Below are 14,901 nucleotides of genomic sequence, written 5' to 3'. Positions count from 1 at the left end.
GCGGCGGACGCACCGCTCAGAAGGCGATCCCCTCGGGGATCGCCTTCTTGACGGCCGGGGCCAGATCGATCAGTACGCCCGTGCCGTCCCGTCCGCCGGTCACCTCCACCTCGACGTACGCCTCGCGGTTGGCCGTGGTGAAGCGGTCCGTGCCGTCGTCCCGCCGCTCCATCAGCCAGTCGACGCCGTTCACTCCGCCCGGCACCGCGTCGGCGTCGTGACCGTTGGCCACCTTGGGATCGGCCATCTTCGGGGGCCGCTCGACACCGCACCGCAGTATGATCGCCACGCCGCCCCAGCCCGCGGTCAGTTCGGACGCGGGCTCGGGGTCGTCGCGACTCTCACCGTCCACCGCCGCCGGCAGGACCTTGTCCAGGTCCTGACACAGCTTGGTGACCTTCGCGTCCGGGCCGGGAACCGCCGCGGACGCGCCGTCGTCTGCTGAGGAGCAGCCGGCGGCGGTGATCAGCACCGCGAGTGCGGGCAGTACGGTGTGCCGGTGACGGAAGGAGTTCACCGGCACAGGGTAGACGGGGGCTACAGATGGACGACCGGGCAGGTCAGGGTGCGGGTGATGCCGTCCACCTGCTGGACTTTGGCGACCACCATCCGGCCCAGGTCGTCGACGGTGTCGGCCTGGGCGCGCACGATCACGTCATACGGTCCGGTCACGTCCTCGGCCTGGATGACTCCAGGGATCCTGCCGATCAGCTCGGCGACGGTCGACGCCTTGCCGACCTCCGTCTGGATCAGGATGTACGCCTGTACCACGGAACCTCCAGGGCGGCCACGAGGATCATGTGGGGAAAAGGAACGCCACGGTATCGCGTCGCCGCTCGTCGCGGGGAGACCCGCGGGAGCCGGGTCTTGCGCGCCGGGGTACAGGCACGAGGCAGGCCGACGGTCACTTCGACCGTAGCGAGGACTCGGACGACCCGCGACCGGGCACGGACAGGTACAGAAGGGGCGAAAGGGTAATGAAGGGCACTGTTGGTGAGCTCGGGGAGTTCGGGCTCATCAGGGAGCTCACCTCCCGTCTCACCACCACACCGGCGGTCCGGGTCGGCCCCGGCGACGACGCCGCGGTGGTCTCCGCGCCCGACCGCAGGGTCGTGGCCAGCACGGACATCCTGCTGGAGGGCCGGCACTTCCGCCGTGACTGGTCCACGGCCTACGACGTCGGCCGCAAGGCCGCCGCGCAGAACCTCGCCGACATCGCCGCCATGGGCGCCGTACCGACCGCGCTGCTGCTCGGCCTCGTCGTCCCGGCGGAGTTGCCGGTGACCTGGCCGAGCGAGCTGATGGACGGGCTGCGCGACGAGTGCCAGGTCGCGGGCGCCGCCGTGGTCGGCGGTGATGTCGTACGCGGCGACACCATCATGGTGTCGATCACCGCGCTCGGCGATCTGCGCAACCAGGAACCCGTCACCCGGGGCGGCGCGCAGCCCGGCGACCTCGTCGCCGTGACCGGCTGGCTGGGCTGGTCCGCCGCCGGGCACGCGGTGCTCTCCCGCGGCTTCCGCTCGCCGCGCGCCTTCGTCGAGGCGCACCGGCGCCCCGAGCCGCCGTACCACGCGGGACCGGCCGCCGCCGGACTGGGCGCGACCGCCATGTGCGACGTCAGCGACGGGCTGATCGCCGACCTCGGGCACATCGCCGAGGCCAGCAAGGTGCGGATCGACATCCGGTCCGGGACGATCGACATCCCCTCGCAGATGAACGACATCGGCCAGGCCGTCGGCGTCGACCCCATGCAGTGGGTGCTGACCGGGGGGGAGGACCACGCGATCGTGGCGACCTTCCCGCCGGACGTGAAACTGCCCGCCCGCTGGAAGGTGATCGGCGAGGTGCTCAACCCCTCGGCGCTGCCCCAGGTGACGGTCGACGGCGCACCGTGGACGGCCCAGGGCGGCTGGGACCACTTCGGGGACATCGAGTCGTGAGCGGCCGGACCGCCCCGCCCCGGGTGCTCACCGTGGCGGGCTCCGACTCGGGCGGCGGCGCGGGCATCCAGGCCGACCTGAAGACGATGCTGGCGCTCGGGGTGCACGGCATGAGCGTGCTCACCGCGGTGACCGCGCAGAACTCCCTGGGCGTACAGGGCGTCTGGGAGCTTCCCGTGGCGGCGGTGCGGGCCCAGTACCGCAGCGTGGTGGACGACATCGGCGTGCAGGCGGTCAAGACCGGCATGCTGTCCTCCGCCGAACTGGTCGAGGCGGTCGCCGACCTGATCGCCGCTACGGACGCGCCGGCGGTGGTCGACCCCGTGGGCGTCTCCAAGCACGGTGACCCGCTCCTCGCGGCCTCGGCGCTGGACTCCGTGCGCACGCGGCTGCTGCCGGTGGCGACCGTGGCCACCCCGAACCTGGACGAGGTGGAGCAGATCACCGGCGTACGGGTCGCATCCGAGCGCGATCTGCGCCCGGCGGCCCGGGCGGTGCTGGAGTTCGGGCCGCGCTGGGTGGTGATCAAGGGCGGTCACCTCGCGGCGGAGACGGGCCGCGCCGTCGACCTGCTGACGGACGGCACACGGGAGCACTGGCTGCGCGCCCCCCGGTACGACAACCGGCACACGCACGGCACGGGCTGCACGCTGGCGTCGGCGATCGCGGCGCAGCTGGCGAAGGGGCGGCCGGTGCCGGAGGCGGTGGCGGCGGCCAAGGAGTACGTCACCGGGGCCATCGCGGCCGGCTTCGCGCTGGGTGCCGGGATCGGCCCCGTGGACCACGGGTGGCGGCTCGGGCGGGGAGCCGGGTGAGCCGCGCCGTCGTCCGGGTCGTCCGGTGGCCGTTCAGGGGCGGCCCGGCCGGCCGCCCGGGGACAGCAGAAAGCCGGTCCACACGAGGTGGACCGGCTTCATGCGGCGAACCGGCTGTGGCCGCGCGCTCAGCGGGAGCGTCAGCGCGAGACCTTGCCGGCCTTGATGCACGAGGTGCAAGCGTTCACGCGCTTCGGCGTCCCACCGACCACGGTACGCACACGCTGGATGTTCGGGTTCCAGCGACGGGACGTACGGCGGTGCGAGTGCGAGATGTTGTTGCCGAAGCCCGGCCCCTTGCCGCAGACGTCGCAGTTGGCAGCCACGGGTCACTCCAAAGACTTCAGATGCACTTACGGTTGATCCCGGCATGCCGGAATCAAGAACCAGGACTCTGGGAGCCCTAGGAATCTGAGTGGCGGTGCCAGGGGAGAGGCCCGATCGGATCGGGCAACCGGAGCAGCATACAACGGCTGCATCCGTGGAACGAAACTACCATGGCGGATCGGGGTCCGCCTGCGGCCCTCTTCCGGTGAACAGGCCCCCACGGTCTACGCTGCGTGCCACGTCCAGCAGCTCAGGGAGGCGCAGGTGGCGCAGGTGCCGCAGACATTCTTCGATGCTCTCGCGGTGCGCGCCTGGTGCGGTCTCGCGCTCGATGCGCTGGGCCGGGCCCGTGAGGAGATCGACGCGATCAACGTCTATCCCGTGGCGGACGGGGACACCGGGACCAACCTGTACCTGACCGTCGAGTCGGCGGCCGCCGCGGTCGAGGCGGTGTTCGCCGGGCACGAGGCCGGCGGGGACCGGACGCCGACGCTGGCCGACGCGGCACGGGCGATGGCGCACGGCGCCCTGATCGGGGCCCGCGGGAACTCCGGGACGATCCTGGCGCAGCTGCTGCGGGGAATGGCCCAGGTGCTGGCCGGGGACGAGGCCCCGGACCGCGTCGACGGCCCCGGACTGTCCCTCGCGCTGCGGCACGCGGCCGACTCCGCGCGCCGGGCCGTGGCGCATCCCGTCGAGGGCACGGTCCTCACCGTCGCCTCGGCCGCGGCCGACGCCGCCGGCGGTGCGCGGGGCGACTGCGGCGCGGTGGCGCGGGCGGCCTACGCGGGAGCCCGGGCGGCCCTCGCCGAGACGCCGGCCCTGCTGGCCGTCCTCCGCCGCGCGGGGGTGGTGGACGCGGGCGGCAGGGGACTGGTGGCGGTGCTCGCGGCCCTGGTGGAGACGTTCACGGGGGAGGCGCCGCGCGGCCTGCCGGCGGCGGGGGCACCGTGGAGCGGTTCCGTACGCGTCGCCGGCCCGGGGGAGCACGCGCGCGGGGAGCACGCCCGGAACGCGGCCGGGGCGGTGGGGGCGGAGCGGAACCACGCGCCCGGGGACCGCGCGGAGTCCCACGGGGACACCGCCGAGTGCGCCGACGGCGGTGACGCACCGGGGCCGGGAGGGCCCGCCTTCGAGGTGATCTACCTGCTGGAGGCCGGGGACGCGGCCGTCGCGCGGCTGCGGGAGCGGCTGGACCGGCTGGGCGACTCGCTCGTCGTGGTCGGCGGGGACGGGCTGTGGAACGTCCATGTGCACGTCGACGACGCGGGCGCCGCCGTGGAGGCCGGTGTGGAGGCGGGACGCCCCTACCGGATCCGGATCACCCACTTCGGCGCCGGGGACGTCCACACGACGGGGGCCGAGCGGGCACAGGGGGAGCGCGCCCAGCGGGCCGTCGTGGCCGTGGTGCCCGGCGAGGGCCTGGCGGGGCTGTACACCGGGGCCGGGGCGACCACCGTGCTCGCCCGCGCCGGGGAGCCGCCCGCGAGCGGTGAACTCGTCCAGGCCGTACGCCGTGCGCACGCGCGCGAGGTGGTGCTGCTGCCCAACGACGCGGAGTTGCGCCACACCGCCGCCGCGGCGGCCGAACAGGCCCGGGCCGAGGGGATCCGGGTGGCCCTCATCCCGACCCGCTCCCCGGTCCAGGGCATCGCGGCGCTCGCGGTGCACGAGCCGGAGCGCCGCTTCGACGAGGACGTGGTGTCGATGACCTCGGCGGCGGGCGCCACCCGTTACGCCGAGGTCACCGTGGCCGAGCGCCAGTCCTGGACCATGGCGGGCATCTGCCAGGCCGGGGACGTCCTCGGCCTGGTCGACGGGGACGTGGCCGTGATCGGGCAGGACCTCACCGCCACCGCCGAGGCCGTCCTCGACCGCATGCTCGCGGCCGGCGGCGAACTGGTCACCCTGGTCCTGGGCGACGGCGTCCCGGAAGCCGTCGCCGCCCGTCTGGAGAAGCGGGTCCGTGCGGGCTACCTCGCCGTGGACACGGTGATCCACCACGGCGGCAGACAGGGCGCCCTGCTGCTCATCGGCGTCGAGTGACCCCTGCGGCACCGCCGCGCGGCCGGTCCTCCGGCACACCGTCCGCGCGGCCGCCCGCGGGACTCAGTCCGCGGCGCGCTGCCGCCCGGCCGTGAGCCCCAGCAGGTGCTCCGCCTCCGCGCGCCGGCTCCGGACGGTCTCGTCCTCCCCGGGCGCGTCCTCGTACGCCGCCAGGACGGCACGCGCGCGGACCGCCGCCGCGGCGGGCCGGTCCAGATCGGTCTCCAGCCAGGCCGCCGCGAGTTCCGCCTGCACGCGGTCGTGCAACGCGGCCGGGCCGAGGACACCGAACGCGGCGCTCGCGCGGTCCAGCGCGGACACGGCCTCCTCGGCCGCCTCGCCGCCCCGGCCGGGCCCGCCGGCCGACCGGACCAGCAGGTCCGCGAGCTGGCGGTGCGTGTCGCCGAGCTCGGCGACGAGCCGCACGCGTGTCCCGTCGTCCGCGGCCGCGTCCCGCGCCGCCTCGCACTCCTGGACCGCCTCCGTCATCAGCGCGCGCGCCGCGTCCCGGCCGTCCTCCGCGCGCAGCGCGAGCCACGCGCGGGCGCGCAGCGAGCGGACCAGCCCGGAGACGTCGCCGACCGTGCGCCACAGTCGGCCCGCGCGCGCGTACGCCTGTGCCGCCTCGTCGGGCAGGCCCGCCAGCTCGAGGCTGGACGCGGCCAGGTGGGCCAGCACGGCGTGGTCCCGCTGCTCGGGCCAGTGCCGGGCGATCTCCGCGGCCTGCAACCGCCGCTCGGCGGCCGCGCGGTGCTCCCGCAGCTCACCGAGGCAGTCCCCGAGCCACCACAGCGTCTGCACGACCGCCCCGTCGCCGTGCGTCTCGGCGGTGATGTCCGGCAGCGCGGACTCCAGCACCTCCGCCGCCTCGGCCCACCGCCCCTGCCGCAGCAGACACCCACCGAGCCGGTGCCGCGCCCAGGCGCCCAGCGTGGGGCCCTCACCCGCCTCGTCGGCCCAGTGCGCCGCCTCCAGGGCGTGCCCGGCCGCCTCCCCCACGCGTCCGTCACCCTCCGCGATCTCGGAGAGCTGGAGGTGCAGCTGCGCGCGCCCGGCGGGCTCCAGATGCGGTCCGCCGTGCTCCAGGGCCGCCCGCAGCGCCCGCTCCGCCCCGGCGTCGTCGCCGAGGTGGTGCGCGAGCTGGGCCAGCCGGATCTCGTACTCCGCCGCGAACCACGGCAGCCCCGCCCCGGTGAACTCCTCGGCGGCGCGTCCGAACAGCTCCACCGCCCGCTCCAGGTCGCCGTGGCCCGCCAGTTCGCCGAGCATGGCGTGCGCCTCGGCGGCACGCGCCGCGAGCCGCACGTCCTCGCCGGTGTGCTCCCCGACGAGCTCCGTCACCGCGCGTACGGCGGTCTCGGCGTCGGCCAGGACGGCCGGACCGGGCTCCTCGGCCGCGTGCACCCGCCGCATCAGGATCCGCGCCCGCGCCATCAGCACCGACGCCGTCTGCCGTATCCCCGTTCCGCCCCCGGCGTACAGCGCGAGGACCTCCTCGTGCGGTCCCGCGACCGCCGCGAGCGCCTCGTCGAGCTCGCCCGCCAGCGCCCGCACCTGGGCCGCACGCGCGCGTGCGGCCAGGGCCTCCCCGGGATCGCCCGCCTCCGCGTACAGCTCCGCGGCCCGCTCGAAGAGGTGCACGCCGGCGGGACCGAGGCCCATCGCCTCGTGGTCGGCGATCTCCGCGCGGTCGCGGGCCTCCAGTTCCCGGCCTGCCGTGGCCTCGGCCGCCCGTGCCACCGCCGCCCACGCCTCGACGGCGTGCGGCCGCAGGGTGTCCGACAGCCGCCGTGCCTCGGCGAGCAGTTTGGGCAGGCCCGGCTCACCGGCCGCCCCCGCGGCCCGCGGCGGCTCGCCCGCCGGTGCCACGGGCCGCCGCGCCGGGACCGCGCCGGGCGAGCGCATACCCAGCGGCAGCCGTTCCACCAGCGGGCGCCGCGCCATCCGCGCGCGGGCCCGCTCCCCGACGTGCCGGGTGCCGTTGCGTTCGTCGAAGCGCGCCGCCAGGGCGGACGCCTCCAGGCGCGTGCGTGCGCCCAGTTCCGCCGCGGTCCAGGTCCGGCCCGCCGGACCGGGCACCTGCCGCTCGCCCAGCCCGAGTCCGGTCAGCCGCTCCATGAGCAGCGTCACCACGCTCAGGAAGTCCAGCTTGCTGCGCGGCTGCCCCTCGTCCGTGAAGTACGCCGGCCGCTGCGCGAGCAGTTCCAGGGCGCGCGCCTCGTTGCCGGTGAGCGCGCAGAACTCCACGTGGTCCGCGTACGCGCCCCGCATGCTCTCCATGGGCCGTACGAGCCGGAAACCGCGCAGGTGGTTCGCGCGCGCCTCGTCCGCACGGCCCAGCCGCAGCAGCGGCACCAGGGACGACGCGAGCACCGTGTGCGGCTCGTGGGCGCAGCTGAACTCGCCGTCCAGGACCGGCCGCCACAGCTCGAGGGCCTCCCGGTCCCGGCCGCGCTCCGCCTGCCACCAGCCCTGCCCGTGCAGCTCGCACGCGTGGCAGTCGGCCATCGAGTCCCGGTCGGCGGCCAGCCAGGCGGCGTACGCCCGCTCGGCCCGCTCCACGTCGCCGACGTGCGCGGCCACGCTGAACTCGGCGCCACGCACCGCGCGTTCGGAGTGCCCGGCGAGCCGGTAGCGGTGTTCCATCTCGCCGAGCCACTTCTCGACCGAGGCGAGCGGGATGTGCGGCTGGTCCAGCATGCCGGCCGACATCCACTTGAACACCCAGTGCAGCGAGTGCGTCTCGTACGCGTCGAAGTCCTCGGGCCGCTCGTCCCACATCCGCAGCAGCCGCGCGAAGGGGACGAACATCTTCGCCTTCTCGGAGCTGTAGTTGTAGACCTTCAGCTGGTGTCCGAGCGCCTCGATCACGGCGAGCGGGACGTTCAGCTTCTCGGCCTCCGCGAGCAGGTGCTCCGCGCGGGCGTTGCGGGCCGGGCCCTCCGGCCGCTCGGAGTTGTCCGCCATCGCCCGGCGCAACGCGTCGAGATCCGTGATCGCGCTCATCGGTGACGGCCCCCCGCGGTGTCGTCGTCGGTGTGGGTGGCCCACTCCAGCAGACCCATGAACGCCCGGTTCAGCAGGGCCGAGTCGGCGGGCCGCAGCGTCCGTTGCGCCATGAGCAGGGCCTGCCCGTACAGGGACTCCGTGGCGGTGCCGATCAGCTCGGGGTCGCCCAGCGAGCCGATCCGCCGCACCAGCGGGTTGAGGTGGTTGAGCACCAGACGCGCGCGCGGGGCGCTGCCGCGCAGCGAGCCGAGGATGCCGGACCACAGGTCGTCGGCCTGCTCCTCGGCCTCCGCCCGGGCCCGTTCGTGCCGGCCCTCCCGGTCGTCCAGATGCAGCGCGGGCACCGACAACGGGTGGAAGGAACGCAGGGCCACGTCGCAGCCCAGCGGGTCCAGCCGGGCCCGCGCGGCGGCCAGGAACCCGGACAGGGCCAGCTCCTCCGCCGGGTCGACCGCGTCCAGATGGGCGGTCACGGTGTCCGCGTCCAGCTCGGCGACCGCGGTGCCCGGCCGTACCGAGGGCAGCGCCTCGACCAGCTCGCTGTCGTAGGTGTAGCCGCCGTTGACCACCCCGATGCCCTGCGCGGACGCGATCGGCGCGACCTGCCGGTACTCCTCGACCGTCCGCGTGAAGTGCACCACCGGGTGCCGCCCCGCGAACTCCTCCAGGGACAGCCGCCCGTCGGTGGTCTCGAACGGCAGCCACGGCAGCATGGTGCGCAGCATCTCCCGGTCGTGCCGCGCCAGCGACTTCACGCCCAGGTGGTGCACCGACAGGAACGCGGTCAGCCGCTCCGGATCGCCGGCGGCCAGGGACGTCAGCCAGTCACGGATCCGCTCGCCCAGCGCCTCCCGCACCCCGGCCAGCGTCTCGTCCTCGTACAGCGACTCGCGCGAGGCCGTGGGCCGCAGGCTGTCGGTGTCCAGGACACAGCGCACGAAGAACGCCCAGTCGGGCAGCAGCTGCTCGGCCCGCTCGGTGAGCAGCATGCCCTTCAGATGCACCCGGTGGCCCGCGCGCTGCGCCGGACTCACCGCCGACGGCAGCACGTACGCCACCCCCCGGATCCCGGCCAGCGGCACGTCCAGGCCGATCGCGTCCAGCGGGGTGAAGCCGAACAGCTCGTGACAGTGCCGCGCGAGCGCGACCCTGCGCGCCGCCGGGCTCGAGTGCGGCCTGTCCCACGGCGCCGGCAGGTCGGTGACCGCCACCTCGCCCACCCGCACGTCGTACGGCAGCAGGGAGCCGAAGTCCCGGGCCAGGGACAGCACCCGCTCCTCGGCCAGCCACTCGGCCGCCCCCGCCCGCGCCACCAGGTGCACGGTGGTGCCCGGTTCGGGCCGTGCCCCGTCGGGCAGCGTCCGCACGGTGTACGAACCGTCGTCGCGCGCCGTCCACTCCACGGGCGGCGCGTCGGGCGTACGGGCGCTGCGGCTGACGACCCGGATCCGCTCGGCGACCACGAAACAGGCCAGCAGGCCGATGCCGAACTGCCCGAGGAAGTCCGAGCGGGCCTCCTGCAGCCCCTCGGCGCGCTTGGAACTGCGCCCGATGGTGGCGAGCAGGCTGTGCACGTCCGTCTCGGTGAGCCCCACACCGGTGTCCTCCACCCGCAGGGAGTCCGCGTCCACGGACAACCGCACCCGGGCCGGGGCGTCCGGCTCCCCGGCACGCCGGGCGGTGATGGCGTCCACGGCGTTCTGCAGCAGTTCGCGCAGATAGACCTTGGGGCTGGAGTAGAGGTGATGGGAGAGCAGGTCCACCAGGCCGCGCAGGTCGACCTGGAACGTATGAGGTGACGGGGACGACTGAGATCCCTGGGAGGCCTGTGAGCTCTGAGAGGAGGCCTGTGAGCTCTGGGAACTCTGGGAGGACTGTGAGGTCTGTGAGGTCTGGGAGTCCATCATCACAGCGCCGGTGGGGGGACTCGCGACGGCGCGGGGTCGGGCGGTCCCGGTGAGGCGGTGACCGCGAAGCGGGCCGGAGCGCGTCATCCTAGAACTCGGGCAGCGGTCTGACCAGGGATTTCCCCAGACTCGACCGAAGTCGCCGGCTCGCGGCCCACCCGTTGTCGGTGGCGTGGTGTGCAATGGATCCCGTGCCCGCGCTGAAAGAACCCCTGCGACAACCCCTGAAGTCGGTGCTCGGCCCCGCCACCGCGAAGGTGATGGCCGAGCATCTCGGCCTGCACACCGTCGGCGACCTCCTCCACCACTACCCGCGCCGATACGAGGAGCGCGGCCAGCTCACCCACCTCGCCGACCTCCCCATGGACGAGCACGTCACGGTGGTCGCCCAGGTCGCCGACGCCCGGCTGCACACCTTCGCCTCCGCCAAGGCCCCGCGCGGCAAGGGCCAGCGCCTGGAGGTGACCATCACGGACGGCAGCGGCCGGCTGCAACTGGTCTTCTTCGGCGCCGGTGTCCACAAGCCGCACAAGGAACTGCTGCCGGGCACCCGCGCGTTGTTCGCCGGCAAGGTATCCGTCTTCAACCGCCGCCTGCAGCTGGCTCACCCGGCATACGAGTTGCTGCGCGGCGACACCGAGGAGACGGTCGAGACCTGGGCCGGCGCCCTCATCCCGATCTACCCCGCCACGGCCAAGCTGGAGTCCTGGAAGATCGGCAAGGCGCTGCAGACGGTCCTGCCCAGCGCCCAGGAGGCCGTCGACCCGCTCCCACCGCCCTTGCGCGACGGCCGCGGACTGCTCCCGCTCCCCGAGGCCCTGCTGAAGATCCACCGCCCGCACACCAAGGCGGACATCGAGGACGCCCGCGCCCGCCTCAAGTGGGACGAGGCCTTCGTCCTCCAGGTCGCCCTCGCCCGCCGCCGGCACGCCGACGCCCAGCTTCCCGCCGTCGCCCGCCGCCCCAGGCCGGACGGCCTCCTCACCGCCTTCGACGACCGCCTCCCCTTCACCCTCACCGAGGGCCAGCGAAAGGTCTCCGAGGAGATCTTCGGCGACCTCGCCACCGAACACCCCATGCACCGGCTGCTCCAGGGGGAGGTGGGTTCGGGCAAGACACTGGTCGCCCTGCGCGCCATGCTCGCCGTCGTCGACGCGGGCGGGCAGGCGGCGATGCTCGCGCCCACCGAGGTGCTCGCCCAGCAGCACCACAGATCGGTCACCGAGATGATGGGGGAGCTGGCCGAGGGAGGGATGCTCGGGGGAGGGGACGACGCCACCAAGGTGGTGCTGCTCACCGGCTCCATGGGGGCGGCCGCGCGGCGCCGGGCCCTGCTCGACCTGGCCACCGGCGAGGCCGGCATCGTCATCGGCACGCACGCGCTGATCGAGGACAAGGTGCGGTTCCACGATCTGGGCCTGGTCGTGGTCGACGAGCAGCACCGCTTCGGCGTGGAACAGCGCGACGCCCTGCGCGGCAAGGGCAAGCAGCCCCCGCACCTGCTGGTGATGACCGCCACGCCCATCCCGCGCACGGTCGCCATGACCGTCTTCGGCGACCTGGAGACCTCCGTCCTCGACCAGCTCCCGGCCGGCCGCTCACCCATCGCCAGCCATGTCGTGCCGGCCGCCGACAAGCCCCACTTCCTCGCCCGCGCCTGGGAGCGGGTGCGCGAGGAGGTGGCGAACGGACACCAGGCGTACGTGGTCTGCCCGCGCATCGGCGACGAGGAGGACGACCCGAAGAAGGCCGGCCGGACGAAGTCCCCCGGGGACGAGGACGGGAAGCGGCCCCCGCTCGCCGTCCTCGACATCGCCGAACAGCTCGCGAAGGGGCCGCTGCACGGCCTCCGGGTCGAGGTGCTGCACGGGAGGATGCAGCCCGACGACAAGGACGCCGTGATGCGCCGCTTCGCCGCCGGCGAGGCCGACGTCCTGGTCGCCACGACCGTCATCGAGGTCGGTGTCAACGTCCCGAACGCCACCGCGATGGTGATCATGGACGCCGACCGCTTCGGTGTCTCCCAGCTCCACCAGCTGCGCGGCCGCGTCGGCCGCGGTTCGGCCCCGGGCCTGTGCCTGCTGGTCACCGAGATGCCCGAGGCGAGCGCGGCCCGCCAGCGGCTGGGCGCGGTGGCCTCCACCCTCGACGGCTTCGAACTCTCCCGCCTCGACCTGGAGCAGCGCCGCGAGGGCGACGTGCTCGGCCAGGCCCAGTCCGGCACCCGTTCCAGCCTGCGCGTGCTCGCCGTCATCGAGGACGAGGGCGTCATCGCCGAGGCCCGCGAGGAGGCCGCCAGGACCGTCGCCGCCGACCCGGACCTGACCGGCCTGCCCGCCTTGCGCACGGCTCTGGACGCCCTGCTGGACGAGGAGCGGGAGCAGTACCTGGAGAAGGGCTGACAGACTGGGAGGACCACCGACCGAGCCCACCGACAAGGACCGAGGACATGACTCGCGTGATCGCCGGCGCGGCCGGCGGACGCCGCCTGGCCGTTCCGCCGGGACAGGGCACCCGTCCCACCTCCGACCGCGCGCGAGAGGGCCTCTTCTCCACCTGGCAGTCCCTGCTCGGCGGCCCGCTCGACGGCGCGCGCGTCCTCGACCTGTACGCCGGTTCCGGCGCCGTCGGCCTGGAGGCCCTGTCCCGGGGTGCCGGGCACGTCCTGCTCGTCGAGGCCGACGCCCGGGCCGTCCGCACGGTCCGGGAGAACGTGAAGTCCCTCCGGCTCCCCGGCGCCGAGGTCAGATCCGGCAAAGCGGAACAGATCATCCGCACGGCGCCCCCGCAGGAGCCGTACGGCATCGTCTTCCTCGACCCGCCCTACGCCGTCCCGGACGGCGATCTTCGCGAGATCCTGCTCACACTCCGCTCGCAGGGCTGGCTCACCGAGGAGGCCCTCGTCACCGTGGAGCGCAGTACCAGAGGCGGAGAATTCGGCTGGCCGGCCGGTTTCGAGGCGATCCGGGCCCGTCGCTACGGCGAGGGAACGTTTTGGTACGGTCGCGCCGCCTCTATGTGCGAAGCCGCACGATGACCGGACCGGAGAGCGAGGGATCACTGGTGCGCCGCGCCGTATGCCCCGGGTCGTTCGACCCGATCACCAACGGACACCTCGACATCATCGCCCGGGCCTCCCGGCTGTACGACGAGGTCTACGTCGCGGTGATGATCAACCAGTCCAAGAAGGGCCTGTTCGAGATCGAGGAGCGGATCGACCTGATCCGCCGGGTCTCCGCCGAGTACGACAACGTCCGCGTCGAGGCCTTCCACGGCCTGCTCGTCGACTTCTGCAAGCAGCGTGACATCCCCGCCATCGTCAAGGGCCTGCGCGCGGTCAGCGACTTCGACTACGAGCTGCAGATGGCCCAGATGAACAACGGCCTCTCCGGCGTGGAGACCCTCTTCGTCCCCACCAACCCCACCTACAGCTTCCTGTCCTCCTCGCTCGTCAAGGAGGTCGCGGCCTGGGGCGGCGACGTCTCCCACCTGGTGCCGCCGGAGGTCCTGGAGGTCCTCACCGAACGCCTGCGCAGGGACTGACGCGGGCCCGGCCCCGGCACCCCGGGACGTCCCGGCCCCGGCACCCGGGCACCCCGGGACGTCCGGCCGGCCGGTGGACCGCCGGCCGGTGTCCCCCGCGGGCCCCGTGGCCGTAAAGTCGTCCCGTCCGTCTCCAACACAGCTGTAGAGAGTGGCGAGCACACGGTGGACGTGCAGAAGAAGCTCGACGAGATCGTCACCGCGGTCTCCGGTGCCAGGTCGATGCCCATGTCGGCCTCGTGCGTGGTCAACCGCGCCGAACTGCTCGCGATGCTCGAGGAGGTGCGCGCGGCGCTGCCCGACTCCCTCGCCCGGGCGCAGGAGCTGATCGGCGGCCGGGAGCAGATGGTCGAGCAGGCCCGCCAGGAGGCCGAGCGGATCATCGAGAGCGCCCACGCCCAGCGCGGTTCCCTGGTCTCCGGCACGGAGATCGCCCGCCGCTCCCAGGCCGAGGCCGACCGGATCCTGGCCGAGGCCCGCCAGGAGGCCGAGGAGATCCGCGCGGAGGCCGACGACTACGTCGACTCCAAGCTCGCCAACTTCGAGGTCGTCCTCACCAAGACCCTCGGCTCGGTCGGCCGCGGCCGCGAGAAGCTGCTCGGCACCGGACCCGGCCTCGACGAACAGGGCTACGAGGACGAGGACGCCCCCGAGCGCAGTCACGATCCCGAGACCCTGCGCCGCAGCGCCGACGACTACGTCGACGTCAAACTCGGCGCCTTCGAGGCGGTCCTCGCCAAGACCCTCGAGGCGGTCGGCCGGGGCCGCCAGAAGCTGCACGGCCGGATCGCCTCCGACGACCTCGGCGCCCTCGCCGACGACCTCACGACCGTCCAGCACTCCAGCGACGCCGACTACCTCGCCGACCTCGCGAGGGTCGCGGACCGGGGCACCCCCGTCAGGCAGCCGGAACCGCAGCAGCCGTACGCCCCGCCCGAGCCCGCCTATTCCCCCACCGCCGGCTACGCCGCGGCGGGAGGCGCCCCCGTCCCGCAGCAGCCGGACCCCTACGCCGGCTACCAGCAGCAGTACGGCGGGGGGCAGGACCCCTACGCCCCCACCTCCGGCTACGCCCCGGCGGAAGGTGCCCCCCTCCAGCAGGCCGACCCGTACGCCGCCTACCAGGGCTACGACGGCGGGCAGCAGGCGTACGACCCGAACCGGACGCAGCAGCCCGCGCACGACCGGCAGGCCCAGCAGCCCCAGCAGGGCTACGCCCTGGACGAGACCAGCCTCTTCGACACCAGCATGATCACGCCCGAACAGCTGCGGGCCTATGAGCGCGAGCGGGGCCTGTAGGGGCGGATTGGG

The 14,901-nt window shown here is 74.1% G+C and carries 12 protein-coding genes; 7 read left to right on the top strand and 5 right to left on the bottom strand.

The window, feature by feature from the left end; genetic code table 11:
* Positions 1-16: 16 nt before the first annotated feature.
* Both ACF07S_RS20430 and ACF07S_RS20425 read right to left on the bottom strand, forming a co-directional pair.
* On the bottom strand, positions 17-517 hold the full coding sequence (locus tag ACF07S_RS20430; protein ID WP_391965441.1) for a DUF3515 domain-containing protein: 501 nt from the start codon (positions 515-517) through the stop codon (positions 17-19).
* A 20-nt stretch (positions 518-537) separates the two neighbouring features.
* Positions 538-771: an Lrp/AsnC family transcriptional regulator gene (locus ACF07S_RS20425; RefSeq protein WP_391965442.1), complete on the bottom strand. Its 234-nt coding sequence runs from the start codon at positions 769-771 to the stop codon at positions 538-540.
* 206 nt (positions 772-977) lie between these two features.
* Here ACF07S_RS20425 and ACF07S_RS20420 point away from each other — a divergent pair, with 206 nt between their 5' ends.
* Complete coding sequence (locus ACF07S_RS20420; protein ID WP_391965443.1) at positions 978-1,943, top strand: thiamine-phosphate kinase; 966 nt, start codon at positions 978-980, stop codon at positions 1,941-1,943.
* Positions 1,940-2,758, top strand: coding sequence for a bifunctional hydroxymethylpyrimidine kinase/phosphomethylpyrimidine kinase (thiD, locus tag ACF07S_RS20415; RefSeq protein WP_391974733.1), 819 nt, complete (start codon positions 1,940-1,942; stop codon positions 2,756-2,758). Before ACF07S_RS20420 ends, thiD begins: the two co-directional genes overlap by 4 nt.
* 140 nt (positions 2,759-2,898) lie before the next feature.
* On the opposite strand, the gene rpmB is transcribed toward thiD, so the two are convergent.
* Positions 2,899-3,084 carry a 50S ribosomal protein L28 gene (rpmB, locus tag ACF07S_RS20410; protein WP_003993230.1) on the bottom strand — a complete coding sequence of 62 codons (186 nt, stop codon included), beginning with the start codon at positions 3,082-3,084 and terminating at the stop codon, positions 2,899-2,901.
* 265 nt (positions 3,085-3,349) lie between these two features.
* Between rpmB and ACF07S_RS20405 the strand changes: the two genes are divergently transcribed.
* Positions 3,350-5,131, top strand: coding sequence for a DAK2 domain-containing protein (locus ACF07S_RS20405; protein ID WP_391974732.1), 1,782 nt, complete (start codon positions 3,350-3,352; stop codon positions 5,129-5,131).
* Between the two features lie 63 nt (positions 5,132-5,194).
* Here the strand turns inward: ACF07S_RS20405 and ACF07S_RS20400 are convergent, their stop codons facing one another.
* Positions 5,195-8,137 carry a tetratricopeptide repeat protein gene (locus tag ACF07S_RS20400; protein ID WP_391965446.1) on the bottom strand — a complete coding sequence of 981 codons (2,943 nt, stop codon included), beginning with the start codon at positions 8,135-8,137 and terminating at the stop codon, positions 5,195-5,197.
* Complete coding sequence (locus tag ACF07S_RS20395) at positions 8,134-10,044, bottom strand: HSP90 family protein (protein WP_391974778.1); 1,911 nt, start codon at positions 10,042-10,044, stop codon at positions 8,134-8,136. Before ACF07S_RS20395 ends, ACF07S_RS20400 begins: the two co-directional genes overlap by 4 nt.
* Positions 10,045-10,229: 185 nt before the next feature.
* Here ACF07S_RS20395 and recG point away from each other — a divergent pair, with 185 nt between their 5' ends.
* From recG to ACF07S_RS20375, 4 genes are all read left to right on the top strand, one after another.
* Positions 10,230-12,449 (top strand): ATP-dependent DNA helicase RecG, encoded by a 2,220-nt coding sequence (gene recG / locus ACF07S_RS20390; protein ID WP_391965447.1) that lies wholly within the window; start codon positions 10,230-10,232, stop codon positions 12,447-12,449.
* 47 nt (positions 12,450-12,496) lie between these two features.
* A complete protein-coding gene (rsmD, locus tag ACF07S_RS20385) occupies positions 12,497-13,084 on the top strand; it encodes a 16S rRNA (guanine(966)-N(2))-methyltransferase RsmD (protein WP_391965448.1) in 588 nt (195 codons plus the stop codon).
* 26 nt (positions 13,085-13,110) lie between these two features.
* Positions 13,111-13,590 carry a pantetheine-phosphate adenylyltransferase gene (gene coaD, locus ACF07S_RS20380; RefSeq protein ID WP_391965571.1) on the top strand — a complete coding sequence of 160 codons (480 nt, stop codon included), beginning with the start codon at positions 13,111-13,113 and terminating at the stop codon, positions 13,588-13,590.
* Positions 13,591-13,755: 165 nt separating this feature from the next.
* Positions 13,756-14,889, top strand: a complete 1,134-nt coding sequence (locus ACF07S_RS20375; RefSeq protein WP_391974731.1) for a cell division initiation protein — start codon at positions 13,756-13,758, stop codon at positions 14,887-14,889.
* Positions 14,890-14,901: the final 12 nt, after the last annotated feature.

It is taken from the genome of Streptomyces sp. NPDC016640 (assembly GCF_043076215.1).
In the GTDB taxonomy this organism is placed as follows: domain Bacteria; phylum Actinomycetota; class Actinomycetes; order Streptomycetales; family Streptomycetaceae; genus Streptomyces.
Note: the sequence above shows the minus strand (reverse complement) of the source record. Positions and strands in the feature narration are given on the sequence as shown.